The sequence below is a fragment of the Petrocella sp. genome, from assembly GCF_059865615.1.
Genome location: NZ_JCBCDA010000005.1, coordinates 75,026 through 101,644 on the forward strand (window position 1 = coordinate 75,026; position 26,619 = coordinate 101,644).

Genomic DNA, 26,619 nt, shown 5'->3' on the forward strand with positions numbered 1-26,619 from the left:
TCCCCTAAATCATGAATTTTTTTCTATATTCTGTTGCTGTACAACCCACTTCTTTTTTGAAGATTCTAGAAAAATAGTCCGGGTCATAATAACCAACGTCCATGGCTATTTGTGCTATTGAGTGATGATGATGGTTCTCTTCTTTTAGCATTTCTTTTGCTTTATTAAGTCTATACTGGGTCAGATATTTGTTAATGGTAATACCAATGGCTTTCTTGAAAACAACATTGAGATAAGAACTGGTAACACCAAGGGCCTGTGACATCGTTTCAATTGTCATATTACAGTCCTTAAAATTCGTATTGATGTATCTTTCTACGGATCTTGTTAGATTGTTCTTTTCACTTTGAGCATCTCTTTGGTGGAAAAATTCATGAATACTTTGGCATAAATATGTATCAAGAGCTGATAGGCTTGTCATCGGGTTCAAATCATTAAGTATCATATCACTTACATTCTGATTACCTGATGTAGAAAATTTTAGTATTTCTAATCGATGTCGATAGTAGATTTCTTTAACCGAATTAATGGGCGTATCTTGATGGTTCATCAGCTGTTCATATAGACTTTTGGCATATAAAATCGCTCCGGTCTTATTCTCCTTCTCCAATAAACCAGCAAAGACCATCAAATCCTTTAAATCAAAATTTAAAACTTTGCTTTCTCCCCCATACTTATATATTTCAATCATTTCACCTGATTTGAAAAAAAGTTTTTCATTGGTAATCACTGCCCTTGCATAAGAATCATAAACTTCATTCATCTGCTCCACTACTTTGCCAATACTTATGTTGGGCTTACAAAAATTATTTAAAAACAGATATAGTTTTTTTGCTAATGACATTAGGTTTCTTTCACTCATTCGAACCTTATGACCTAGTTTGTTCCAACAGTTAAGAATGACTTGGTCTTGCTTGTAGTGCCAGACATAACCTACATCTACTGTTTCACGTACTTCAAATAAGTATGTATCAATTCTATTTTTCACCTCTTCTTGTTCATATGAATCTAAATGCTCTTTATAAATGTGTTTAACCAATAAGGTAACATAGGTACTCTTAGGGTCAACCTTCAAATTCAAGTCTTTAAACTTATTCACTAATTCTGCTTCATTATTTTTCCGGCTGATCATTACGGCTGATAGTTGTCGCATCATCACATTTTGGTTGTTCTCTCTTAAAACATCTACTTCTTCTTTTAGTGATTGCATGTTTCTATATTGTTTTAGATCACTTATCGCATTTCTTATGGCGGCCTTTAATTCTTCTAAATCCAATGGTTTCTCAATATAGTTAATCGCACCGAGTTTTATTGCATTCCTATAGTAATCTAGCTCTGTATAAGCACTCATGAAAATAAGGCGACAATGTGGTAGTGCCTTACGCACTTCAAACGCAAAGCTAATACCATCCATTCTCGGCATTTTTATATCCGACAAAATAATGTCTGGCATAAAGGTCATTGCTTTTTCCAACCCATGAATACCATCATCCGCTTCTTCAACTTCAGTAATTCCCAATGTAACAAAATCAACTTGATTACAAATCCCTTGTCTTGTTCTATATTCATCATCCACAATCAGTATTTTAAACATCGTCTACCTCGCCTTGATTTAGTCTTCGGTTACCAGCTGTTTTATATAGTTTCCAAAGTCCTCTTCCAACAACTCTTCTTGATAGGTTTCTATTTGATTGTTATATTGCACATCACCTATAAGAGCCGGATATAGAAGTGTTTGTGTCTTTTTTTTATAAAGCTCATGAGCCCTAGGATTATAGTCTTGTACCATCTTAATTTCATAAGGGTTCTTCGTCGCAAAAGGCGCAATTCCATTTATTCTAAACCGATAGCCTAAAGCAAATTCGTTGGTCATAAACCACACAGGAATATTGTAGATTGGGTAATGTATACTGTTGGTAAGGGGTATATACTCCCCATTCCCATTAATGGCATAATGTTCATCTAAAATACCATAATTAAGTAGCCTAAAGAGCCTTTCATCATAACGTAATAATTCTATGAATTCCAATGATTTGGCTGCATTTACAGAGCCATTTTTTATGGCTATTCCCATTTGTGATGCCTGTGTAAAATGATTTGCCTTCTGATTCAAGGTTACAATTTGTGGTGCGTATTCCGGTTTTTTCAAATACAGATAACGGACAAGATTCTCTGCCCTATACACGGATGTAATAATGGCAGCGACTTCTCCTTTAACAAACAATGCTTCTTCTGACTGACTACGCAAATAACTGTCACCCCTTATAAATCCTTGTTTTTTCCATTGCACCATCTGCTTTCTATACTCATCTAACCCTGTTTCATTCACCAACCAGTTCACACCGGTATCCTTCTGATTCAAATACATAAGATAAGCATCATACAATACTTTTTCTTTTTCTTGCAGGTAAAACATCTCTAGGGCTAATAAAGCATCTCCACCAAAATCAAGAGGTATTAGAGGTAATTCTTGTTTCATAATACCTAAGAAATAGACCTGGAGGTCTTCCACCGTCGTTATTTGCGTCAAACCTGCCGCCCCCATCAAATCTCCCCTAAGAAGCAAAACCTTATGATTATTTAAAAATCCTGTAGAAGGTATCATGTATAGACGGTCTTTAACTTCTAGTTCTTTTAATAAACCATCACCCACTTCTTCAAAAGTCCTAGGCATGGTTTTGATAATCATGTCTTCTGTAAGATTCATATATGCTTTTTTGGAAACATAATCTGTATATCCCATTGGTAAAACTTGAATCATATCAAAGTCTGCGCCTCCGGCAAATAACCTTGGGTATGTTAAGACCATTTCTTTTGGGTTGATATAGCGAATCTCCAAATGAGCACCAATGGCTTCTTCAAGCAATTGATTGACTTCCTTTATCACTTTTTCGCCATCCGGATATGCATCACCGATGACAACTATTTTTAACACCACCGGTTTTGCATTAGATTTTTCCCCTTCGTCAATAACGGCAACTTCTTTACCACTGTTTTTAACAGATGCCATCTGTATTTGATACATCATGCCCATGATGATTAAAATCAATGTGACAATGATGATTGAGCTTATATTCTTCTTTAGCATTGCTTCACCTCGACACCCCAAAAATCTTAAATAATACTACTCTTACCATTATAATCAATAAACACAAATTGGCAAAGCCATTCATTGACTTTGCTCATTTGTGTTTGTGATTTTGTGAAATATCATTTTAATGTTTCAACTATTTTTATACTATTTTATATCTGCTAGATTATCTTTCGTTGCTACTGTAACACCTGTATCAATATCCTTAACGGATACTTGTCCACCAGAAACCACTGTGCTGGCAGCTTTTATACCTTCATATCCCATTATATAAGGATTTTGAACCATACTGGCTTTTATGGCTCCTTTTTCAATCAGCCCTTTTACATCTGCTGAGAAGTCAAACCCAACCACATGTATACTATCGGATTTGCCTGCTTGGTCCACTGCATTTCCAACACCGACGGTTGAACCTTCATTACAGGCATAAATACCAACCAAGTCAGGGTATTGGGTCATATAGTCCGTGGCATAGTTAAGTGCCTTTTGTTTGTCACCATCAGAGTATTGTACACCTACGATTTCAATATCTGGGTACTGGCTTTCAATACGATCTCTAAATGCATTTTCTCTCGTCATGGTTGTTCCAGCACCGGCTTGCGCATTTATTATCGCTATTTTCCCTGTTTTTCCAATAAGTTCTGCTAGATTATCTGCTGCTAATTCTGCTGCCGCTGCATTGTCCGTTGATAAAAATGCATCATAGTTTTCTGTGCTGACACCTGAGTCAACAAGTATAACCGGTATGCCTGCTTCTTTTGCTTTTTCAACAACCGGCTTTAATGCCTCTTTATCCAGAGCCGCTAACAATATGGCATCCGATTTGTTTACAATAGCATTTTCAACCAATTGTGCTTGTACGGTAGCATCCACTTTAGTTTGTGGTGCATCAAAAACGACTTTAATGTTTCCCAGTTCAGCCGCTGCAGCCTCAGCACCGTTCTTCACTTTAAGCCAATGCTCATCCATTGAATCCATTGTAATCAGTGTCATGGTATAGTTTTCGCCTTCGCCTCCGGCAGATCCTTCCTTTTCCGGTGCCTCTTTGGCACACCCGACAACTGAAATAACCAATACCCCAAACAGTAACATTGCTAATAACTTTTTCATATTAAACCCTCCTGTTATTTTTGGTGAATCGTCTTTATGACCATTCATTTATTCTAATGGGTAATCCCAGTAGATTCAACTTTATTGTTCATGCTTTTAAATTTAAGTTTTTGCAACGCCTTATCTTATGCTTTTATTTCAGAATTAGAGCATTACTTGCTGTGTCTTAATTTGTCAAAAAATACAGCTGCAATAATAACAACACCAATGACAATCTGTTGGATAAATGGTGAAACGCCCATCAGGTTTAAACCATTTCTGAGTACGCCAATGATAAATGCACCCACCACTGTTCCAAAAATGGCTCCCTCACCACCCATGGTACTGGCGCCACCGATGACCGATGAAGCCACTGCATCCAGCTCATAGCCCATACCGGCTGTAGGCGGTGCCGATATGATTCTTGCCGCCATGACCAATCCTGCAACACCGGCTAAAATACCACTAAACATATAGACTTTAATCAGTGTCATGTGAGCATTCACACCTGACAATCTGGCCGCTTCAAAATTGCTACCAAGTGCATACGTATATCGACCGGTGCGTGTTTTACTTAATATTAAGCCAAATATCACTGCAAAAATTACCATTATAAAAATTGGATTCGGTATACCCAAAGTTTTTGCTATGCCTATATTATTAAAGGCCTCAGGTAAAGCACTAATAGGGATACCTTGCGTCATCGTAAGGGTAATGCCACGTACTGTTGTCATGGTTCCTAGAGTAACAATAAATGGCGGTAGTTTGCCATATGCAATCATAACTCCGTTAAGAACACCAACCCCTGCGGTAACGCCTAAACCTAATAGCATAGCGATTGGGATAGGTATACCTGCTTTCATAAAGATTGCTGCGGTAACACCTGCAAGTGCAATATTCGAGCCTATAGACAAATCGATTCCACCTGTTATTAAAACGTAAGTCTGCCCCATCGCAATTAGAAGTATAGGCGTTGTCTGTACTGCAACGTTTAAGAGGTTCGCTGTTGTTAGAAAATTCTCATTGTTTAAACTAAAGATGATAATTAGTATAAACAGGCCACTAATGGTTGAAAAAAACTGCTTGGTCTTACTGTCAAATAGACTTTTTGATTGTATTTTACCCACTAATTCACTCATCCTACTGTTCCTCCAAGGCGTCATATTGTGTTGCAAAATGAAGTATTTCTTCTTGATTCGTATCCAAGGTTTTTAAGTCTGCTTTAAGCCTTCCATTACACATTACCAGCACTCGATCTGATAATCCTAGGACTTCAGGTAGTTCAGATGAAACATAAATAACAGCAATACCATCTTCTTTTAGCCTATTCATTAAATGATAAATCTCTATTTTGGCGGCCACATCAATGCCTCTGGTCGGTTCATCAAATATAATGACTTTTGCATCTCTTACCAACCATTTACCTACAACGATTTTTTGTTGATTACCACCACTCAGGTTTTTGACCTTTTGATGAATGGAAGGTGTCCTAATATTCAGTTTTTCAACCATATTTTTTGTCAAGGCTGCTTCTTTTTTCTCGCTGGTCATCAAACGCCCAGTTGTAAAATCCAAATTGGGCAAAGCCATATTCTCATTAACGGTCATCTTAATGCTAAGACCATCTTTTTTTCTATCTTCCGGCACACAATACAAACCACTCTTAATCGCATCTCTGGGGGATCTGATTTTTACAAGTTGATTCTCAATCCGAACTTCACCGGATGTTATAGGGTCCGCTCCAAAAACAGCTCTAACCAGTTCTGTTCTTCCGGCTCCCATGAGGCCGGCAATGGCAACGATTTCACCTTGTCGAACCCTAAAACTAACATCTTTAACGCCTGTTGGTGTCGTTATATGATTAACTTCAAAAATAACATCTCCTACAATACTTTCTATCCTTGGGAATTTATCTTTAATGGCACGACCCACCATATGTTTGATGACTTGTTGTAATTGTGTTACATCGTAATCCATGGTCGTTATATACTGTCCATCCCTGAGTATCGTGACACGATCCACTATATGTGCTAACTCTTCCAAGCGATGGGAAATGTAAATAATGCCTTTATTTCTCTTTTTTAATTGATGTATAATACCAAAAAGCTCTTCGATTTCTTTCTCGGTTAATGCGCTGGTTGGCTCATCCATTATAATAATCTCCGCATCGATGGATAAAGCTTTACATATTTCCACCATCTGCTGTTTAGAAACTTGTAAGCTACTCACCAAATCTGTTGGTTTTATATCCAGATTCAAAGAGTCCAATATTACCTGTGTTTTTTGATTGATATCTTTTTCATCTAAAAAACCAAACTTTGTTGTTTCTCTTGTCAAAAAGATGTTTTCTGCCACTGTAAGATGTTTACACAAATTGAGCTCTTGATGAATGATTGCAATACCTTTTGCTTCTGCCTCTTTTGGTGTCTCAAAGGCTACCTCTTCATCATTCACCCATATGGACCCGGCATCTTTTTGATACACACCGGATAATATTTTCATTAATGTTGACTTACCTGCTCCATTTTCACCTAACAAACCAAGAACTTCGCCATGTTTCAAAGTTAATTCAACATGGTCCAATGCTTTTACACCTGGAAATTCTTTTTCAATATCCCTAAGTTCAACCAAATATGAGTCCATCATCATCTACCTCTTTATCTAAGCTTGCTTATAGTTTAGCAAATGATGAGACGTGTCAAACTGGATATTCTCTAAATTTACTGGATTAATTCAAACTAGGTATCCAGTTCATCATTATAGATAGGAATATTCATAGTATTGTCATCATTAAAAGAGAGAGCAACCATGGCCATGGTCCTCTCTCTTAACGTAATCTTCATATTGTATGTATATTTAGTGAAACCTAGTTTTGACGCTTCGATCATGGATTAAGAGTAATAAATACATTCACAAGCTCAGGGTTGAATTGGCTACCACGGCCTTTTATTAGTATGTTTATGGCCTCTTCTTTGCTCATGCCATCTCGATAAGGTCTATCTGACGTTAATGCGTCAAAAACATCTGCAATGGCTATAATCTGAGCAATCATGGGTATCTCATCGCCTTTTAGCCGCAAAGGATATCCGCTTCCATCATACCATTCGTGATGATACCGTATACCATCTTTTATTCTCTTATCAAAATCTGTGTCTTTTATAATCCTATAACCTTCTTCAGGATGCTTTTTAATGATTTCATATTCTTCGTTGGTCAAATGGCCGGGTTTATTAAGTATATGATAAGGTATGGCTATTTTACCTATATCATGAAGCTTACCCGCCACTTCTACCGCTTCTGTATCTTCGTAACCGATTGCCTTGGCCAAAGAAAGTGCATAATCCGCTACCAGATTGTTATGCTGGTGTGTATATGAGTCATTAATCTCCATGGCATTGGCGATAATCTCAATCATCTGAATGTATTTACTGTCTATCTTCTCTATATTGTTCTCAATTTCAGACGACATTTTATTTATGGATTCTGATAACATTGATATTTCAGGTAAGTACTTACTTTCACGAATCATAAGCTTACTTTTATAATCTCCTTGGGAAATCTTATGAACACTTTCAATTGTTACTTCCAGATTTTTTGCTATCTTTTTTAAAATATTAAGCTCTATAATCGTAACGATGGCAATTAATAAAATGATAATAGCAAAAATATGATCTCTTTGATTGATAAACAACATTTGATAAACAGGAACATTCGCATCAATATTAAAATATAGACTCTGGTTACCATATCTAAATGGCTTGCTCCAAGATATCAAACTATAGTTTTCACTAACTAAATTATGGTAATTCAAGGATTTTGTTATACTAATCTGAGAAATTGTATTTTCTCCAATTGCGGATTTCATCTTTGTGACTTGAGCTTCATCCATCACCCTCCCAGCACCATAGACACCTTCAGGATTCTCCCCATTATTATCTAGGACAGGTGTTAATTTAATAAGCACAATATGCCCCTCATGCCATAGCAGCAAGTCATTAGAAGTGTTATCATTTAAAGTCGCTTCATAAGCAGATGATTTTGTTATTGCATCCATCAAGTCTATACCATAATTTCGTATATAACTCTGATCTTCATTACTGATGAAAATCAAATTAATATTCATGGTTTCGCTATCCGTTATATATTTTGTAGCGTTTTCTTCCATCCATACTTCATCTTGCTCATGAAGCGCTAGAAGTAAATCTGTCCATATGGCATTGGTCTCTATAACATCTAGTAGACTTTGTTCTTGCTCTAATATGAAGTACTCAACCTGTCTTGTTTTCTCTGCAATATATTCTTCAACTAAGGCATCCCATGCCTTATTATTAATGATCGTAATTCCAATACTAATGGCAACAATCCCTACTAGGGTAATCAACAGGATGACGTACTTCATTGTTTTATACATATTCTACCTCAAAGCATTCATTTATAATAGTTCAATATATTTATTCTTAGTCTTCTGTACTATGTTTACATCATACCATATTACCACAAAGTTGTAAGCCAGTTTTTTTCACTATCTGAATTTTTATACCACTATCGATATTGACCATGAATTTCTTGGAAGCAGCAAATTGTTCTGGCGGGAAAGATTCCCTTAATTGTTAATACGACGCTTCAATGCACTAATATGGCATAGACTTTCCTAGGGAAGAATCAAAAAAGCCTGCTTAAATCAAGCAGGCTTTTTGATTGGCTCTATTATGATGATTTATATTATTCTACTAAAGTAGCGCCACTGAAATCGACTGTACCAAGTACGGAACGATCCCATCCTTGTAACTTTTCAGATACTAACATAACATCTGTGTAGTGGTATACAGGGATTACAGGCATATCTGCAATAAACATTTCTTGTGCTTCATAAAGAACGTCAAAATGCTCTTTACCTCTTGTTATAGCAGCTTTTGAAAGTAATGCATCATATTCTTCGTTGCTGTACTTAGGATCGTTATAAGCATTTCCAGTTGTGAAAATACTAAGAAGTCCCATTGGATCCATAAAGTCTGTCAACCAACCACCACGTGCAAGTTCAAAGTCTCCAACTTTACGTGTGTCTTGGAATACAGCCCATTCTTGGTTTTCAAGTTTGGTATTGACACCAAGATTGGTTTTAAACATTTCTTGAATCAATTCAGCCACTGTTTGATGACCTTCTGATGTATTGTATAGAATAGTAAACTCTGGGAAGCCTTCTCCGTTAGGATAGCCCGCTTCTGCAAGCAATTCTTGCGCTTCAGTCACTTTGCTACCATCTGTTGGTACGCCGTAAGAACCGGCAGTTTCAAAGAAGTCATTACCATCTGCATCTAAGAACCCTGGTGGTACAAAGCCGGCTGCCGGTACTTGACCTGCTGCTAGTGTTTCAACAATCATTTCTCTATCAATGGCTAAAGCAAAGGCTTTTCTAACACGAACGTCTTGCCACATATCTAGATTAAGATTGAAGTTATAGTAATATGTTCCAAGTAATGGGAACACGTAGAAATTTGAATCTTCAGCAATGAGACGTGGTGTCTCTGCTGTCGGTACTGTCGGTATGAAGTGTAACTCACCATTTTGGTACGCTTGATAAGAAGTTGCTTCTTCATCTATAAATACGCCCTTAATACCGTCAAGCATTACATTTTCAGCATTCCAATATTCTGGGTTCTTAACTAAGGTTAAACCTTCACCAATTTTATATGATGTTAAAACAAATGGTCCATTTGATACTGCTAGCGCAGGATCTTTAGCCCAAGCGCCGTCTGCTGCTGCTTCTACAGATGATTGTTTAACAGGCATAAAGTGATAGAAGGACAATAAGCTTACAATGTAATCTGTAGGGTTATTAAGCTTTACTTCAAGTGTATAATCGTCCGTAGCAGTAACACCTACATCATCGAGTGAACCTTCACCGTTAACAACTTCCATTGCGCCTACAACATTGGTATACTCCCAAATCCATGAGTATTCAGATGCTGTTGCCGGGTCCATACCGCGCTTCCATGAATAAACAAAGTCATGCGCTGTAAGTGGCGATCCGTCAGACCAGTTGGACTCTCTAAGATTGAACGTTACTGTCAAACCATCTTCTGAAATTTCCCATGATTCTGCAATACCCGGGAAGATTTCTCCGCTTTTTTCTCTAACTAAGGCTTCGAAAGTTTGGTTAATTACATCTCCACCATCACTTGCCCCATTTAAAGTTGGGTCGATGGTTTTTGGATCTGCACCAACGTTCCAATTAAGAATTTTTTCAGTTCCTGTTTCTGTAACTTCAGGTGTTTCTGATGTTTCTGGTGTTGTACTTGGTTCTTCTGTTTTGCCACAAGCTGCTAACAAAGAAACAGATACTACAAGTACGAGTAATAATGATAGTAATTTTTTCATGTTCTTCCTCCTTTTATTGTTTTCTATATTTGGTTAAAGCCTCAAACTTAAGTTTCTCTATTACATACAATATATAGATACGTTGATACATTCATAACTATATATTGTATGTAATAGTTCAACTATATAATTTTGACGCTTTAACCTTGTTTATATCAATTGTTATGTGCTTCATAACAAGCAATATCAGTAAAATTATTTTCACACTTCTTTATTATACCACATCTTTAGAGATTATTAATCTTTTTTACCAAATGACAAGCAACAAAATGATCAGGTAAAACTTCCACAAGCTCCGGTGTCACTTCATCACAGATTTCTTCACAATAACGACATCTGGAACTAAAGCGGCAACCTTCTTTGGGATCAATCGGACTTCTTACATCACCTTCAAGAACAATACGGCCCTCTTTTTTGGAACGAGGATCCGGAATCGGTATGGACGATAACAAAGCCTTGGTATATGGATGTAATGGTTTCTCATACAATTCATTACTTTCGGCGATTTCCATCATGTGACCCAAATACATCACACCAATTCGGTCGGATATATGCTTAACCATAGACAAATCATGGGCAATAAACAAATAAGTTAAACCCAACTCTTTTTGCAAATCTTCCAGCATATTGACCACTTGTGCTTGGATGGAAACATCTAGAGCAGAAATCGGCTCATCACAAATAATCAAATCCGGTTCAATGGCTATAGCTCTTGCAATTCCAATTCTTTGTCGTTGCCCACCGGAAAACTCATGGGGGTATCGACTGGCATGCTCTTTTTTAAGCCCAACACGCGTTAACAAATCATGAATCCGTTCCATTCTAGCTTCGCCTTTAATGTTGGTGTGTATATCAAGACCTTCTCCAATAATATCAGCAATGGTCATACGTGTATTTAAGGATGCGTATGGGTCTTGAAAAATCATTTGAATACGTTTTCGATATTTCAACATTTCTTTTGGTGATATATTAGTAATGTCTTCACCATCATAGATGATTTTGCCACCGGTCGGTTCGTATAATCTAACAATAGCTCTTCCTGTTGTAGATTTACCACAACCGGATTCTCCAACCAGACCAAAAGTCTCACCTTTATTAATAACAAAAGAAATACCATCAACTGCTTTTAAATACTTACGTTTGCTTTCAACCATACTGTGCTTAACTGTAAAATATTTCTTAAGTCCTTTAATCTCTAATAATACTTTCTTATCCGGCATCTATATCACATCCTTTTATATAACCTTCAACATCTGGCGCATCGATATGAATTAACCAACATGCTGATGTGTGTCCTTCACTAATCTTATATGTCGGTGCCATTTCTTCTTTACAGATTTCCATGGCATGGGGGCATCTGTATGAGAAAGGACAACCTTTCGGTGGATTAAGTAAATCCGGGGGTGAGCCAGGTATAGGAACAAGACGTTCCTTCGTTGCTGCATCCATACGGGGTACTGAATTCATTAGTCCTTTTGTGTAAGGATGTTGAGGACTGTGAAAAATCTCGTCCACTGTACCCTTTTCCATAATCATCCCACCATACATAACAATCATGTGCTTACAGGTCTCTGCAATCACGCCTAAATCGTGGGTAATAATCATAATAGACGTATCAATTTCGCTGGCTAACTTTTTCATAATTTCCAAAATCTGTGCTTGTATGGTTACATCAAGGGCTGTTGTAGGTTCATCTGCTATTAACAGCTTAGGGTTACATGACAGGGCTGTTGCAATCATAGCTCTTTGACGCATACCACCTGAGAACTCATGAGGATAAGCATGGATTCTTTTCTCCGGTTCTGGAATACCGACCATATGAAGCTTGTCAATAGCTATCTCAAGAGCCTTTTTCTTAGATACTTTTTGATGTCTTCTAATAACTTCAACCATAAGGTTTTTTATCGTAAACACGGGGTTTAATGAGGTCATTGGATCCTGGAAAATCATTGAAATCTCTTTTCCACGAATCCTGCACATTTCTTCATTATTCTTAGTCGAAATCACTTCGCCATTAAAGATAATCTCCCCATCTTTTATTTTTCCGGGATGATCGATGAGTCCCATTATTGAGAGCGCTGTTACACTCTTACCGCTACCTGACTCTCCGACTATACCAAGAATGTCGCCTTTTTCCATAGAAAAGCTATTGCCCCGTACGGCTTGTACTTCTCCCATATGGGTATAAAAAGATGTACTCAGATTTTTAACTTCTAGTATTTTACTCATTATATTAACCTATCCTTTCCTTAGTCGTGGATCAAGTGCATCTCGTAATCCATCCCCTAAGAAGTTAAATGCAAGAATAATGATTGCAATTGTAAGGGCAGGGAAGAACAACTGATAAGGGTATGTCAAAAGTCCTGACAGGGAATTGTTAGCTAGTGTTCCAAGAGATGCTTGAGGTGCAGATACTCCAAGACCAATAAAGCTTAAAAATGCCTCCGTAAATACCGCACTTGGAATCATCATGGTCATTGAAACAATAATGGGACCCATGGCATTTGGAATTAAATGTCTGAAGATAATCTTATACTTAGGCACACCAATAACGCTGGCTGCCAATACAAATTCTTGTTCTTTTAGTGCCAACATCTGTCCACGAACCAACCTTGCCATAGAAACCCAATAAACCGTACTAAGAGCAATAACAATATTGGTCAAGCCATCATTTTCTTGAAAAGTAACCATCAATAAAATGACATATAGAATCAATGGTACAGAATTGATGATATCCACAATACGCATCATAAACTCGTCAATCTTACCGCCTTCAAAGCCGGAAACACTTCCATATACCACGCCAATTAGAAGGTTAACAAGTGTTGCAATGAATGCAATCATCAAAGATATTCTCGTACCATACATAACACGGGTTAAAATATCACGACCTAAATCATCTGTTCCAAAAGGAAATGTTCGATTAAAAACCTTATCACTAGGTTGGGTATAAACAACGCCGTCGTACTCAATGGTAAAATCATAATCGTAGCCTTGTTTGGTTGGTAACAAATTGTAGGAAAAGTCAAGAATAACTTCGTCAAAATTATCTTCTGTACCATATTTATAGATATAAATCTTGTTAATCATGTCTCTCTGATTTTTATCCGGTTCAAGACGGTCATAGACTTCACCCTTATCCGTTACTAAGAATATATTATAGTCATTGGATAAGTGGAAGTTTAGATTCTCTTCTACATGAAAAATCTCCAACCTCGGTGGTAGATTCTTGAATTTATTTAATTGATCTGAATAAGAATAATCTGTCGTACTGGGTCCAAAGATACCAAACAATAAAACCATAACAATCGTAAAGGCTCCAACCATCGCAAGTTTGTTTTTCTTCAGTCTACGCCAAGCATCTTGCCAGTAGGTTAAACTTGGGCGAGATGCTTCTATGTCTTCTTTATTATCTTTGATAAACACAAATCTTTTATCTGCCATGATTATTTTTCCTTCCCAAGTTTTATTCTAGGGTCAATAAACCCATATGCAATATCTACAAGCAATACCATAAGAATATAAAATGCTGCATAAAAGACAGTAATACCGGTAATTGTCGTATAATCTCGGTTACCAACACTTTCAACAAAGTATCGGCCCATACCCGGTACTGCAAAAATCTTCTCAATAACGAAAGAGCCGGTCAATATAGCTGCTATCATGGGACCCAGATAAGTGACAACCGGAATCAAAGCATTTTTTATAGCATGCTTATAGATTACTTTAAACTCACTCAGGCCATTTGCTCTTGCTGTACGGATATAGTCTTGTCTTAAAACTTCAAGCATACTTGATCTTGTTAGCCTTGCTACAAAAGATAATGAATAACCGGATAAAGCCAATACCGGTCCAACATAACCCAATGGTGATGTAACCCCAAAACTAGGTAGAATTCCCAGTTTACCCGCAAAAAAATAAATGATTAAAGTCGCCATAACAAAACTAGGAACGGTTACCCCCAGTGTTGCCATAAACATAACCAGATAATCAATGGGCTTATTTTGTTTTAAGGCTGAAATAATACCAAGGGGAATGCCAAAAATTACTATAAGTATCGTCGCAAGCAACCCAATCCTAGCAGATGCGGGAAAACCGGAAATAATCAAGTCATTAACGGTGGTTCCTATTTTTGAATAAGATGGTCCAAGATCAAAAGTGACCAAGCCTTTTATATAATCAAAATACTGTTCATACATAGGAGCGTCCAAATTGTACTTTTCATTGAGTGTTTTTAGTATTTCATCCGGTACAGGTCTTTCCCTCGTAAATGGACCTCCAGGTATAGATCGCATCATCACAAATGTTAGTGTCGTGATAATTAAGAGGGTAATCAACGCTGAGAGAATTCGTTTTGCGTAATAACCATTCATTTTAAAGCTCCTTTCGACATTTATGATTCTTATACTAACCGACATATTCATACGGTTAATGACTATAATCTTATCCAAGTCAAAGGTTCATATTTTTTTCCAAATTCGCCTTTATTTTAGTAGATTATAAAATAATTTTACTGTACAGAATCCTTGATTTACTAGGATAGTATATAATAAATCAAAACCGATGTAAAGCGTTTTCCCATAAAAGACATTTGTTTTTCTCCGGCATTAAAAAAATTTTACTACCCTATATATTTTTCTTAGATTTTATAGATTTACACGATTTCACTCGAGCTTTTTTCACCTTAAGACAATACAAATATAATAAGCAGATATATCTCTTATTCTACCTACTTTACTGTACTGTTAATATTATTGCATTTCATTGACAAAAATGTTATCTATCTATAGAATCAAGGCATATAGGGTTTTCCTAAATGAACTTCTCGCTTTCCTATAATAAAAAATGATTAGAGGGTCAAAACTATATGGTTTTGACATCTTAGCAAAATATAAGGAGAAAATTATGGCTACTTTTAATGAATTGAGAATAAGCGACACCTTTATTGCAGGACTTAAACAAGATAATATTACAAATCCTACTGATATACAAAGCAAAACCATTGAGCATATCTTGGATAATAAGGACTTGATCGCCGAGGCCATAACCGGCAGTGGTAAGACGCTCGCCTATCTTTTGCCATCTTTCCAACGTATTGATACGGATACTAAAGATTTGCATACTTTAATATTAGCGCCTACCCATGAACTGGTTATACAGATTCATAATGTAATTAAGACATTGGCTCAAAATTCTAACCACCCCTTAAGATCTACACCTATCATAGGTGATGTTAATATTAAACGCCAGATAGATTATTTGAAAGAAAAGCCACATATCATTGTCGGAACACCCGGACGTGTTTTGGAATTAATTCAGCTCAAAAAAATAAAAGCCCATCAAATTAAAACCTTAGTTATTGATGAAGCTGATAAGTTATTAAGTGATAGTAATGTTCAAACGGTTAAAAGCATCATCAAAACCACACTACGCGATCGTCAATTATTGGCTTTTTCCGCTTCTATCAGCGAAAACGCCTTAGCAAGTGCAGTGTCCTTAATGAAAAGTCCTACAATCGTCAATATTGCGCCTGACAAGGTTAATCCAGCCATTGAACACTGTTTTGTTATAGCCCCACAAAGGGATAAGATCGATATGCTTAGAAAACTTATTCATGCTGTAAATCCTTCGAAGGCTATTGTCTTCATCAACAAAAATGAAGCTGTTATTGATGTTATGGAGAGACTAAATTATCACAAAATAGACGCTGTTGCTATTTTTGGTAATGCAACAAAGCAAGATCGAAAAAGAGCCATCGATCAGTTTAAGAGAGGTCAAGCCAAAGTACTTGTCGCCTCGGATCTTGTAGCACGAGGACTCGATCTTCAAAACCTATCCCATGTCATTAATATGGATATTCCTGTTGATCTTAATGAATATATTCACCGCGTCGGTCGTACCGGTCGTGCCGGCAAAAAAGGTATGGCTATATCCATCATCACTTTAAGTCAATTACAAGACATCAAAAAGATTGAAAAGATAAATAATATCTGTATTCAATCGAAAGCTATTAAAAATGGACAACTTACAGACTACAAATAACTTGAATAATCAAAATGTTGCTTGTCTAATTTTTGCTTCTGGATGAACTGACCCCAAAAGCACTACCTAAGTACCCTAAAATCAAACTTAGACCAATAACCATCCAGATTAGATTTTGCATGACACCACCTTGATCGGGCATAGGAATGAACGGCAGGGGACCAGATACTTGTAAATAAATCTCACTTAACACAAAATGGCTTAGTATAAGTGATAATAACCCACCCATTAAAGTCATGCCAATACCTTCTATATAAAATGGAAGTGCAATAAAATATTTGGGTGCACCCAATAGTTCCAAGGTATTGATTTGTTCTCTATGGTGGTAAATACCTTGTCTTATGATATGCGACAAAATCACCAATGTTGTTATACCTACTGCAGCTATGGCAAAATAACTGACCAAATTAAGAACATCTGACATATGACTTAATCGATTCAAAACCTCCTTATTATCCCTAACGAGGTCAACTTTCTCCATTTGATTGATTTGACTTACAATGGCATCTATTTCACTAAGCTCTATACCCACTTCCAAAAAGGCATCGAAAGGGTTCTCTTCAAAAAAGGACAACACCTGGGCATCACCGCCTAATACACTTTCCATTCGCTCATAAGCCTCATCCTCATTAACAAGATTGACTGATTTTACGCCAAACACATTGGTGACTAGATTGGTCAATTCTATAATCTCTGCATCTGTTAAGCCCTCTTTGAAATAGACACTGATTTCTGATTCTCCTTTGATGGCATCTGTCACTGAACTACTGACATTCCAACCAGCAATAATCAACGTCAATACAAAAAATATTAAACCTGTACTAAGTAAGGAGAAAATGTTGGATATTAAGTTTAAGCGGAAAATATCAATTGATTCTTTGATGAAATAACGAAAGTTGTAAATATAAGTTTTCAATAGGATTTGCCTTGCCTTTCAATATTCACCCTGCCTCGATCCATATGAATGTACGTGGCATGAGCATGACCTTCTATTAAATGAGTTGCATGGGTTGTCATAATGACCGCTGTGTCTTTTGTTCTAAAAGATGCTAAAAGCTCTAACATCTTAATTGCATTTTCCCGATCCAAATTACCTGTAGGCTCATCTGCTAAGATAAGAGCTGGCTTTCTGGCTACTGCCCTTGCAATGGCCACTCGTTGACACTCACCCCAAGAAAGATAATCCACCTTAATATTTAATTTGTCCTCAAGACCCACTTTAATCAACACTGATTGAGCTTCTTCCTCTATTTGACTCGGCTTCATACCAATAAATCGCATCCCCAGCTTAACATTATCCATAGAGGTTTTTCCTTTTATTAATCTAAACTCTTGAAAAATCGGTCCAATCCTATGTCGTATTTTACTAATGCTTTTGCTATTGCCTTTATTAATCGGCTCACCTAGGATTTTTAAAGTACCACCTGTTGGGTATTCACTTCCAATTAGCAACTTCAGCAGACTCGTTTTACCCGATCCGCTAGCACCAGTAATATAAACCAGCTCTCCTTTGCCTACATTTAGATTAAACGGTTTAACGGCTACTGTGCCATCACTATAAATCAACTCTAAATCATGTGCCTCTATCATTTTTTCTCCTTCTAAAACAAATTAATTTGTACCGCAAGTATTAAGTCATTCTCTTTAGACTTTGCCGTCTTGATTTTATTGTTACCAATAATCGGCTTTAGGTTCAACCTTAGACCGCCGTCTTCAAAAAGCTCATTCATCAATTGAGTATTCAGCGGCATGTCATAGAAGGTACCTGCCTCCGGAGTAAACACCAGTTCAGTGCCATCTATAACTTGAAAATTACCATTTACACTCAAGTATTTGCTAGGTACTGACAACTGAATATAACCTTCCTCAAACTCAAACTCCAGCTCCGGAATATCCGGATTCTGTATAATAGCATCATTAAAAACCTTTTCAGATATTATGGCATCAAAGCCTGACATAGATAACCTAAGCTTCATAGCATCTTCAGGTAGACTACCACTTTCAGCTAATTTAGAGAACCCTTCACTGGCTTGAACAAACATAGGCTTAAGTACTTTCCACGCCGTGTTAATCTCGTATAGAATATTCTCAAAAAATGCTCTCTTATCTAATAAATTTGTTAAATAGGATTCTTTTTCTGCCTTTATTGCTTTTATTTCGCTCACAACTTGTCCTAGTCTATCCTTCTCCTTTTCCAAGTTAATCAGTTGTTCTGCTAATGACTCTTTTTCTATTCCTAGGCGTTGTTGTACATCCTCTAAGTGCTTCAATAGCGCTCCAGTATTTTGTGTCAAATCTCTAAGTATGTTCAGTCGTCTTAAAAAATCAGATAAATGATCTGAGTCAAGCAAGATTTCTAAGAACGTACCAACGCCTCTTTTCTGATAAGCTCTCAAAATATGTTCTAGAATATCCCTGTTTTCATTAAAAGCATTTTCCTCATCTACAATTCTTTTTTCTAGCTCTTGTATTTGGGTATAATAACTGTCAATATCCTCTGATAAGGTCTCTTCATCCGCTTCAAGCAACATTATTTCTTGCTCAATGCGGTACAAATCCGATAAAATTATAGCTTCTTCTTCATCAATTTGTAGGATTTGATTTTCAGCTTCTTTAACCACTTCCATATTAACGGTGGCAAATGACCACGAATAAACAGAAAGAACCATTGCCAACAGCATCCCTATGATTCTCATATATGTTTTTATCATTATTATCTTTAAGCCTCTTTCTTGTGAAATTATAAAGCCTCATTCTTGTTATACATCAACAAAAATGAGGCTATGAAATGAAAAGCATCCATCTACACAATACTAGATCTTGTTGTTTGAGCCTCCGGCTTTTTGATTAAGTTTGCCTTTTTGGCTAGATCCTATTTTTTTGTTGGGTATCATTTTTTGCTTGTTACTTTGTGTTGCCTTTTTCTTCTCTAATATTTTTTTCATCATTTCTTGATTTTTCTCTGACATGTGTACTCCTTTAATGTACTTTCATATTTGGTTACGGTATCAAAACTATTTATTGTATGTGAACTTAGTAAAACTTGTTTTTAATCTTTTAACCATATTTGTTGCTGTAAATATATTATATCATTAAATATATTTTTATTCATCATTTTTTATTATGCTAACCTCATTTAATCAAGTATAATAGAAATATATTCTCTTTTTTAGATATGATGATTAAAGGGTCATCCATGAAAGGTTAAATTATCTACAAAAGTATTAGGACTTGATATTTCCGGTGTGGATTTACTCTTTGACTGGGATCATTTCAAGATTTGTGAAGTCAATTCTTCACCTATGTTCAAGGGTATGGAATCGTGTGTCAATGTTAATGTACCACACGAAATATATGAATATATAAAAACACGTTTGCATAGATAATTAGGAGGTTTTATGAAAATAAATTTTGCAGAACCGGCTCTTCTCATCAGGCCGGGTACTTTTATACAGGAAAATCATTATTATCATAAGGTGGTAAATGCTCAAATCAGTCCCTTGGTACTTTTTTTCCTTAATATGGACATAGAAAGAATCATCGAACGTTACTGTCATCTGAATCCTAGAGTGGACAGTGAAGGTCTCACAAGACTTCTTACTTATCGTCCTAACCATATACAGTGGTCAGGTACAGACCTTTTTCATGTAACCACCGCTAGCGGAAAAAGACAGATGGTTGTCATCGAAACCAATTCATCACCCTCCGGTCAAAAATCTATGCCACTATTGTTCGACCAAGAAGAAATGGGTGGCTATCAACGTCTTATTGAGACTTCCTTTTTACCTCTTGTCAAAGAAAAGCGCATTGTAAGTGGTCATTACGCTGTAATCTACGATAAAAATGACATGGAGGCTTCCGGTTATGCAGCAGCACTTGCACAAATCACAGGTGAGGATGTCTATTTGGCCTCCTTTTATGATGGTGACCCAAATCCTAGTGTGCGATTTGTGGATGAAATCATGGAGGTTCGTGACAAAGATGGACACTGGTTTCCAATCAAAGCTGCTATTCGTTATGTGACTCAAACACCCTGGAACCGCATTCCAGTCAAATCCAAAACACTAATCTATAATCCTATTATTGCTTGTCTTGCAGGTGGTCGAAACAAGCGGATGGCCGCCAAAGCTTATGATTTTTATAATGGTGATCTTAAGAATTATGGCCTTAAAATAAATACACCAGAAACCATAAAAGATGTAAAACTCAACGAGATTCCTTTGTGGGTGGATCGATTTGGCGGACATGCTGTCATAAAAAATCCATATAGCAATGCCGGCCAAGGTGTTTATACCATTACTTGTAAACAAGAACTGGATTATTTTATGTCTTTAAGCCATCCTTATGAAGATTTCATCGTACAGAGTCTTATTGGTAATTATCACTGGAGCACCCAGGGTAGTGATGATCTGTATTACCATGTAGGTATGGTTCCTAATAAAAAGAAAGAAATCTATGTGGCCGATCTAAGGTTTATGATTGCATCTACACCAAGTGGCTATCGGCCTATAGCCATGTATGCCAGAAGAGCTGAAAAACCTCTGATAACCAATTTAGACCCTTTAGAAGACTCATGGCAAATGCTTGGTACCAATTTATCTATTAAAATGATAGATGGATGGGCAAGTGAAACCGGTCGACTTAAGTTGGTGGATCAAAAAGACTTTAACCAGTTAGGTCTTAGCCTTGATAGTCTAATTGAAGGCTATATACAGTCTGTATTGTCCACGATAGCTATTGACAAATTAGCTGCCGAACTCGTCAACACCAAAAAACAGCTTCGAAGAAAACTCTTCATGGCCATAAACGGTGATCCCATACTCATGAATGAAATTATTACATAAACATAGAGATTAGCTCAAGATTTGATTAAAAGCCCAAAAAAAGTCATCCCCCCCGGAATGACTTTTTTGTGTGTTTTTTTAGGAATTCTTTTTACTCATACTTCTTGTCGTTACAACATTAACACCTGTACCCAATAAATTCTCTATAACTATCTGTCTTACTTTAACGGGTGCTTCAACAACAATTTTATTGATTTCATCCATCGCTTCAAAAATCAAGCCTTTAGGAATCTCGTCCTCTGTGAATACCGGTACACGATTTAGAAAGCCGTTTTTTATTGCCACAGTTGTACACAATGTACGTGTTGGATGTGTTAACTCTGCTTTTGCATATTCTGGACCACGTTTACATGCGTTCCCAGTTACTATAAACTCGTCACCGTTTCGCTCAACTTCCATTAAACATCCAACGGGACATGCAATACATACTAATTCTACTTTGTTATCTGCCATCTTATGCATCCTCCCCTACAATAGAAAATACCAGTTCGCCTTCAGCTTTCGCCAAATCGGAAGGTTTTAGTTTGACTTGTTCCATTTCACCCGGCGCCAAATGACGTCGTTTAATTGACTTAATCACTGTATCTCCTGATTTCACTTCTAAACGCATATTGGAGTATACATTGTTTACGCGCATAAACATAACCAGTTCATCCTCAACGTTATCTACCAAAATTTTACTTGGCACAACATAGGTAATACCAAAACCAGTATTGGCTTCTACAATTTTACCTTCTGTAGCTTTTTCATTTTTAATGTATTTTGCCGCATTAAGGCCTGCACGTCGACTTTCTTGAGTTACAAAGTCAACAAGGTCGTGGACATGAACAACGTTACCGCAAGCAAAAATACCTTCAACACTGGTTTCCATAGACTCATTAACAAATGGTCCTGATGTAACGGGATTAAGTTCTATACCCGCTTTTTTAGAAAGCTCATTTTCAGGAATTAATCCAACAGATAGTAATAATGTATCTACTTCATATTCTTTTTCAGTTCCTGGAATTGGTCTAAAATTCTCATCTACTTGAGCAACAATAACTTTTTCAAGACGATCCTTACCTTCTATTTTGATGATTGTATGGCTTAATAATAGTGGAATATTATAATCATCTAGACACTGTACAATATTACGTTTTAATCCACCAGAAAATGGCAACAATTCAGCAACACCTAATACTTCTGCGCCTTCAAGAACCATACGTCTTGCCATGATCAGCCCAATATCACCTGATCCTAAAATAAATACTTTCTTGCCTGGCATAAAGCCTTCCATATTAGTATATCTTTGTGCTGTTCCTGCTGAATAGACACCAGAAGGTCTATAGCCAGGGATGTTGATTGCGCCTCTTGTACGTTCTCTACATCCCATAGCCATAATAACAGCTTTCGCTTGGAAGGTCTGATAGCCTGTCTTTGGGTTAATAACATGAACAACTTTTTCTGGTGTAACATCTAGTACCATTGTATCTACTACATAATCAATGTTCATGGATTTTGCCTCTTCTATAAAACGCTCCGCATACTCAGGTCCTGTTAATTGTTCCTTAAATATGTGTAGCCCAAAACCGTTATGGATACATTGTTGTAGTATACCGCCAACCTCACGGTCTCTTTCAATAATCAAAATACTATCTACATCATTCTTTTTTGCCTCTATAGCGGCAGCTAAACCTGCTGGTCCACCACCGACAACAATCAAATCATAATTTTGCATAGTTTTGTCCTCTCTTTTATTCTTCTACATTTTTTGTTCTGCCGGTTAATATATAAGCTTTAGGTGAGTCGTAACTCACTTGATTCATCGACTTACCAAGCTCTCTAGATAAAATCTCGATAACACGTGGCTCGCAAAAACCACCTTGGCAACGACCCATGCCTGCTCTTGTACGTTTCTTAACAGATTTCACAGTGGTAGCACCAACATTACGATGGATTGCATCCATGATTTCACCTTCTGTAACCGTTTCACATCTACATATAACACGACCATAAAGAGGATTCTCTTTAACTAAAGCTTCTTTTTCTTCTGTATCTAACTCATCAAAACGAATGAATGGACGACGAACCGGATTAAATGTTGGGTTTGGCTCAAAACCACCGTTTCTTTCTTTAATCTGATCAACTATATATACCGCTACAGCAGGTGCTGCAGATAGACCAGGAGATTCAAAACCACCTACGTTGAAAAAGCCTTGTACGTCCGGTGTTTCACCAAGTACAAAGTCATGGGTTGTTGAAGTCGCTCTAAGTCCTGAAAAAGAACGAATGACTTTTCTATTATCAATTTTACTGGTTGTTAAAGCAGCAGCCTCACGAATCATAGCAAGCTCAGGGGCTGTTGTGCTAACATCTTCCTTGTCATCAACAAACACTGAATCCGGTCCAATAAGTAGGTTTCCGTGCACCGTTGGCGCTACCAAAATACCTTTACCGACATCTGAAGGACATTGGAAAAGTACAGTATTAACAAGGCTGCCTATATCTTTGTCCATAATGAAATATTGACCTTTTCTTGCTTGAATCTCAAAAGTTGGTTCTGCAATCATGTTGTTGATTTTATCTGAAAATACTCCTGCAGCATTCACAACATATTTCGTTTGGAAGTCTTGCTGATTAGTTTTTACTATAAACACGTCTCCCTCTTTTTTGATGTCTTCAACTGTGGTGTTCAAATACAACTCAGCACCATTATCCATTGCATTTTCCATACAAGCAATAGCCACTTCCCATGAAGAAATAATGCCGGCTGTTGGTGCATAAAGAGCACCAAAAATAGTATCATTTACATTTGGTTCCATCTCAAGAACTTCTTCTTTAGTTAACAATTTTTGATCCGGTACACCATTTTCAATACCTCTATCATAAAGAAGTTCAATGGTTGCCAAGTCTGCTTCTGAAAATGCAAGCACAAGTGATCCAACTCTTTTAAAAGGTATATCTAATTCTTCTGTGAGTTGTGTATACATTGCGTTACCCTTTGCATTAAACTTTCCTTTATTCTTGTAGGGCTCTGCGTCATACCCCGCGTGAATAATGGCACTGTTTGCCATGGTTGTTTCATTTGCAACATCGTTTTCTTTGTCAATTACAGCTATTTTCAGCTTATATCTTGACAACTCTCTTGCAATAGACGTGCCCGCTACGCCGGCACCAATTATTACTACATCATACATTTTATTGCCTCCTTAAAAGTGTTATAAATATGTTTCCATCTATGGTTAAAGGGTCAAAACTAAGTTTCACTAAATTTACATACAATATATAGATTACGTTGATGCATTCATAACTATATATTGTATGCAAAAGTTCAACTATATAGTTTTGACACCTTAACCATCTATTGTAATTATTTGATCTGAAAAACCTAGCCTTCTGTTTATCACATCAAATAATTGATAAAAAAGGCCGCACATATCCAGTAAGTCTGAAAAGATGTACGGCCTCTCAATATGATGCCATTTGCTACTTTTTAATTATCTCTCTATACCGGTATCTTTTTTAGTCAATCCAAGCTTGTGCGCGGCTAACAGCTTTTTGCCATCCAGCATAAAGCTCATCTGCATTGTCAATAGAAGGCTCAAAACGACGATCTAGGTTCCAAGAATCAATAACTGATTGCTTGCTTTCCCAGAATCCAACTGCAAGTCCTGCAAGGTAAGCAGCACCAAGAGCTGTTGTTTCGATAACTTCTGGACGCTCAACTGGCGCTTTAACGATATCTGCTTGGAATTGCATTAAGAAGTTGTTAGCGCAAGCGCCACCGTCTACTTTAAGTGCAGCCAATGTAATACCTGAATCTTCTTGCATCGCGTCAAGTACGTCTCTTGTTTGATATGCTAATGACTCTAATGTTGCACGAACAATATGGTTTTTACCAGTACCACGAGTCAATCCAAGGATTGCACCACGTGCATACATATCCCAGTAAGGTGCGCCAAGACCAGCAAATGCAGGAACAACGTAAACGCCGTCTGTGCTGCTAACTTGAGTTGCAAAGTACTCACTGTCTTTTGCACTGTCTAATATCTTAACTTCATCTCTTAACCATTGGATGGCTGCGCCAGCTATAAAGATTGAACCTTCAAGAGCATATTCAACTTTACCGTCAACGCCCCATGCGATTGTAGTCAAAAGACCTTTAGTTGATGGAATCATTTCTTCGCCAGTGTTCATAAGCATGAAGCAACCGGTTCCGTATGTGTTTTTAGCCATACCTTTTTCGAAACAAGCTTGTCCAAACAATGCTGCTTGTTGGTCACCTGCTGCACCTGATATTGGCGTATTGCCACCAAGTAATGCTGTGTATCCATAAACTTCACTTGATTGTTTAACTGTTGGAAGCATAGAAGTTGGTACTGTCAATGCTTCTAATAATTTATCGTCCCACTTAAGGTCACGAATGTTGTACATTAATGTTCTTGATGCGTTTGTGTACTCAGTAACGTGAGCTTGACCTTTTGTCAAGTTCCAGATTAACCATGTGTCCATAGTACCGAACAACAATTTACCTTCGTTAGCTTTTTCTCTTGCGCCTTCAACGTTGTCAAGAATCCATTTTACTTTTGTGCCTGAGAAGTAAGCGTCAATTACAAGACCAGTGTTTAAATGAACATATTCAGTTAAACCTTGAGCTTTTAATTCTTCACAGATACCAACTGTTTGACGAGATTGCCATACAATTGCGTTATAAACAGGTTGTCCAGTTGTTTTATCCCAAACAACTGTTGTTTCTCTTTGGTTAGTAATACCAATGGTAGCAACTTCTTCAGCTGTAGCATTAATTTTTTTCATTGCTTCCATCATAACACTTCTTTGTGATTCCCAAATTTCAAGTGCATCATGCTCTACCCAACTCGGATTAGGATAGATTTGAGTGAACTCTTTTTGAGCTACTGAAGCGATTTGTCCATCATGCGTAAAAAGAATAGCTCTACAGCTCGTAGTACCTTGGTCTAACGCCATTACATATTTTTTTGCCATATTCTAAATACCTCCATATTATATTAATATACCTTCTATACAGTTACCCGTAATATATTTCTGTAAATTATTGTATAACTCTTTTATTGGTTAAAGGGTCAAAACTAAGTTTCACTAAATTCGCCTACCATATGTAGATTACGTTGATACATTCATAACTACATATGGTAGGTGAAAGTTCAACTATATAGT

General features: G+C 36.9%; 21 protein-coding genes and 1 pseudogene. 3 read left to right on the forward strand and 19 right to left on the reverse strand.

What is annotated here, in order from left to right; genetic code table 11:
* Positions 1-4: 4 nt before the first annotated feature.
* The 11 genes from AC6F8J_RS00895 to AC6F8J_RS00945 all read right to left on the reverse strand — a co-directional run bounded on the left by AC6F8J_RS00895 (position 5) and on the right by AC6F8J_RS00945 (position 14,931).
* A complete protein-coding gene (locus AC6F8J_RS00895) occupies positions 5-1,594 on the reverse strand; it encodes a response regulator (protein ID WP_500720367.1) in 1,590 nt (529 codons plus the stop codon).
* An 18-nt stretch (positions 1,595-1,612) separates the two neighbouring features.
* Complete coding sequence (locus AC6F8J_RS00900; RefSeq protein ID WP_500720368.1) at positions 1,613-3,088, reverse strand: hypothetical protein; 1,476 nt, start codon at positions 3,086-3,088, stop codon at positions 1,613-1,615.
* A gap of 150 nt (positions 3,089-3,238) precedes the next feature.
* Positions 3,239-4,201: a substrate-binding domain-containing protein gene (locus tag AC6F8J_RS00905; protein ID WP_500720369.1), complete on the reverse strand. Its 963-nt coding sequence runs from the start codon at positions 4,199-4,201 to the stop codon at positions 3,239-3,241.
* Between the two features lie 152 nt (positions 4,202-4,353).
* Positions 4,354-5,319 (reverse strand): ABC transporter permease subunit, encoded by a 966-nt coding sequence (locus tag AC6F8J_RS00910; RefSeq protein ID WP_500720370.1) that lies wholly within the window; start codon positions 5,317-5,319, stop codon positions 4,354-4,356.
* Between the two features lies 1 nt (position 5,320).
* Positions 5,321-6,826: an ATP-binding cassette domain-containing protein gene (locus AC6F8J_RS00915; RefSeq protein ID WP_500720371.1), complete on the reverse strand. Its 1,506-nt coding sequence runs from the start codon at positions 6,824-6,826 to the stop codon at positions 5,321-5,323.
* 238 nt (positions 6,827-7,064) lie between these two features.
* Entirely contained in the window at positions 7,065-8,591 is a 1,527-nt protein-coding gene (locus AC6F8J_RS00920; protein ID WP_500720372.1) for an HD domain-containing phosphohydrolase, read from the reverse strand.
* 311 nt (positions 8,592-8,902) lie between these two features.
* Positions 8,903-10,558 (reverse strand): ABC transporter substrate-binding protein, encoded by a 1,656-nt coding sequence (locus tag AC6F8J_RS00925; protein ID WP_500720374.1) that lies wholly within the window; start codon positions 10,556-10,558, stop codon positions 8,903-8,905.
* 227 nt (positions 10,559-10,785) lie between these two features.
* Positions 10,786-11,778 (reverse strand): ABC transporter ATP-binding protein, encoded by a 993-nt coding sequence (locus AC6F8J_RS00930; protein WP_275840708.1) that lies wholly within the window; start codon positions 11,776-11,778, stop codon positions 10,786-10,788.
* Complete coding sequence (locus AC6F8J_RS00935) at positions 11,768-12,787, reverse strand: oligopeptide/dipeptide ABC transporter ATP-binding protein (RefSeq protein WP_500720375.1); 1,020 nt, start codon at positions 12,785-12,787, stop codon at positions 11,768-11,770. The genes AC6F8J_RS00930 and AC6F8J_RS00935 overlap by 11 nt, the downstream gene beginning before the upstream one ends.
* 9 nt (positions 12,788-12,796) lie before the next feature.
* Complete coding sequence (locus AC6F8J_RS00940) at positions 12,797-14,002, reverse strand: ABC transporter permease subunit (protein ID WP_500720377.1); 1,206 nt, start codon at positions 14,000-14,002, stop codon at positions 12,797-12,799.
* A 2-nt stretch (positions 14,003-14,004) separates the two neighbouring features.
* Complete coding sequence (locus AC6F8J_RS00945) at positions 14,005-14,931, reverse strand: ABC transporter permease subunit (protein WP_500720378.1); 927 nt, start codon at positions 14,929-14,931, stop codon at positions 14,005-14,007.
* Between the two features lie 532 nt (positions 14,932-15,463).
* Between AC6F8J_RS00945 and AC6F8J_RS00950 the strand changes: the two genes are divergently transcribed.
* Positions 15,464-16,600, forward strand: a complete 1,137-nt coding sequence (locus tag AC6F8J_RS00950; RefSeq protein ID WP_500720379.1) for a DEAD/DEAH box helicase — start codon at positions 15,464-15,466, stop codon at positions 16,598-16,600.
* A gap of 25 nt (positions 16,601-16,625) precedes the next feature.
* Here the strand turns inward: AC6F8J_RS00950 and AC6F8J_RS00955 are convergent, their stop codons facing one another.
* The 4 genes from AC6F8J_RS00955 to AC6F8J_RS00970 form a co-directional block, all read right to left on the reverse strand.
* Positions 16,626-17,393, reverse strand: coding sequence for a permease-like cell division protein FtsX (locus AC6F8J_RS00955; protein WP_500720380.1), 768 nt, complete (start codon positions 17,391-17,393; stop codon positions 16,626-16,628).
* Positions 17,394-17,512: 119 nt separating this feature from the next.
* Complete coding sequence (locus AC6F8J_RS00960) at positions 17,513-18,190, reverse strand: ATP-binding cassette domain-containing protein (protein WP_500720382.1); 678 nt, start codon at positions 18,188-18,190, stop codon at positions 17,513-17,515.
* An 11-nt stretch (positions 18,191-18,201) separates the two neighbouring features.
* Positions 18,202-19,296, reverse strand: a complete 1,095-nt coding sequence (locus AC6F8J_RS00965) for a PcsB-like coiled-coil domain-containing protein (protein ID WP_500720383.1) — start codon at positions 19,294-19,296, stop codon at positions 18,202-18,204.
* A 117-nt stretch (positions 19,297-19,413) separates the two neighbouring features.
* A complete protein-coding gene (locus AC6F8J_RS00970) occupies positions 19,414-19,569 on the reverse strand; it encodes a hypothetical protein (RefSeq protein WP_500720384.1) in 156 nt (51 codons plus the stop codon).
* A 258-nt stretch (positions 19,570-19,827) separates the two neighbouring features.
* Between AC6F8J_RS00970 and AC6F8J_RS00975 the strand changes: the two are divergent.
* Both AC6F8J_RS00975 and AC6F8J_RS00980 read left to right on the forward strand, forming a co-directional pair.
* Positions 19,828-19,986, forward strand: a pseudogene (locus AC6F8J_RS00975) (hypothetical protein); the annotation flags it as partial.
* 12 nt (positions 19,987-19,998) lie between these two features.
* Entirely contained in the window at positions 19,999-21,444 is a 1,446-nt protein-coding gene (locus AC6F8J_RS00980; protein WP_500720385.1) for a hypothetical protein, read from the forward strand.
* Between the two features lie 78 nt (positions 21,445-21,522).
* On the opposite strand, the gene AC6F8J_RS00985 is transcribed toward AC6F8J_RS00980, so the two are convergent.
* The 4 genes from AC6F8J_RS00985 to glpK all read right to left on the reverse strand — a co-directional run bounded on the left by AC6F8J_RS00985 (position 21,523) and on the right by glpK (position 26,409).
* Positions 21,523-21,897, reverse strand: a complete 375-nt coding sequence (locus tag AC6F8J_RS00985; RefSeq protein WP_500720386.1) for a DUF1667 domain-containing protein — start codon at positions 21,895-21,897, stop codon at positions 21,523-21,525.
* 1 nt (position 21,898) lies between these two features.
* Positions 21,899-23,161 carry an FAD-dependent oxidoreductase gene (locus AC6F8J_RS00990; protein WP_500720387.1) on the reverse strand — a complete coding sequence of 421 codons (1,263 nt, stop codon included), beginning with the start codon at positions 23,159-23,161 and terminating at the stop codon, positions 21,899-21,901.
* Between the two features lie 16 nt (positions 23,162-23,177).
* Positions 23,178-24,620, reverse strand: coding sequence for an FAD-dependent oxidoreductase (locus AC6F8J_RS00995; protein WP_500720388.1), 1,443 nt, complete (start codon positions 24,618-24,620; stop codon positions 23,178-23,180).
* Between the two features lie 325 nt (positions 24,621-24,945).
* A complete protein-coding gene (glpK, locus tag AC6F8J_RS01000; RefSeq protein WP_500720389.1) occupies positions 24,946-26,409 on the reverse strand; it encodes a glycerol kinase GlpK in 1,464 nt (487 codons plus the stop codon).
* Positions 26,410-26,619: the final 210 nt, after the last annotated feature.